At 65.8% G+C, this 757-nt stretch carries 1 protein-coding gene; it reads right to left on the reverse strand.

Annotated elements, in window-relative coordinates; genetic code table 11:
• Positions 1 to 67 precede the first annotated feature (67 nt).
• Positions 68 to 520: a MarR family transcriptional regulator gene (locus ACYPYD_RS25165; protein ID WP_008832631.1), complete on the reverse strand. Its 453-nt coding sequence runs from the start codon at positions 518 to 520 to the stop codon at positions 68 to 70.
• Positions 521 to 757: the final 237 nt, after the last annotated feature.

The raw sequence follows: 757 nt of genomic DNA on the forward strand, positions 1-757 counted from the left end.
GCTGCCAGAAACGCCTTGATCGAGAAGATGGCCGCCGGGACGCCCCAGCGCGCGAAGATCGGCCGGTTCATGTCCGCCCCCGCATCTCTGCAGCGCGGTTGCCCACAGTAGTAATCAAGTTTACGGCCGCTTCGAGGTCGGCGTCCGGAATGCCGTCCAGCAATTCCCCCCGCAGCGCCACCAGCCGCGCTTCCGCCTTGCGGGCAATACCCGCGCCCTCTCGGGTAAGGTGGAGAAGATTGGCGCGGCGGTCACCGGCATCGGCGAGGCGCTCGACGAGACCCGCCGATTCGAGCTGGCGCACGGTGGTGGTCAGCGATGCTTCGGTGATACCGATGGCCCGCGCCAGATCCGCCTGCCGCGCTCCTGCGCCCAGCCGCTCGAGATGGACCAGCGCCCAGCCCGCCGAGTTGGAAATCTCCAGCGAGGCGAGGATGCGGTCGGCAAGCTGCCTCCACGCCCGCCCAACAGGCGCGAGTTGCGTGGCGAGGTCATGGGCAAGGCTCGATCGGTCGGTCATGGGTCCTGGGGGGATCGGGGGTGGGGGGTACTTAGGCTCCTAACTATTATCGGGCAACCGGGTTGCCCTTGCGATTTACAAGCCAGCAATGCCGGAAATTGCAATTCGCGCAAGTGGGACGTTTGGGCCACTTCGTCGTCCCGGACTTGATCCGGGAACGGTGGCCGTCTTTAGGTGAGCAGTAGCTTCACGCAGCGACATGGGCCGTTCACTGCCACCGGTCCCGGATCAAGTCCG

The sequence above is a fragment of the Novosphingobium sp. 11B genome (assembly GCF_054589055.1).

Coding starts and splice junctions, on each gene's coding strand:
- ACYPYD_RS25165 (WP_008832631.1), bottom strand. CDS start 520: ATGACCGACCGATCGAGCCTTGCCCATGACCTCGCCACGCAACTCGCG.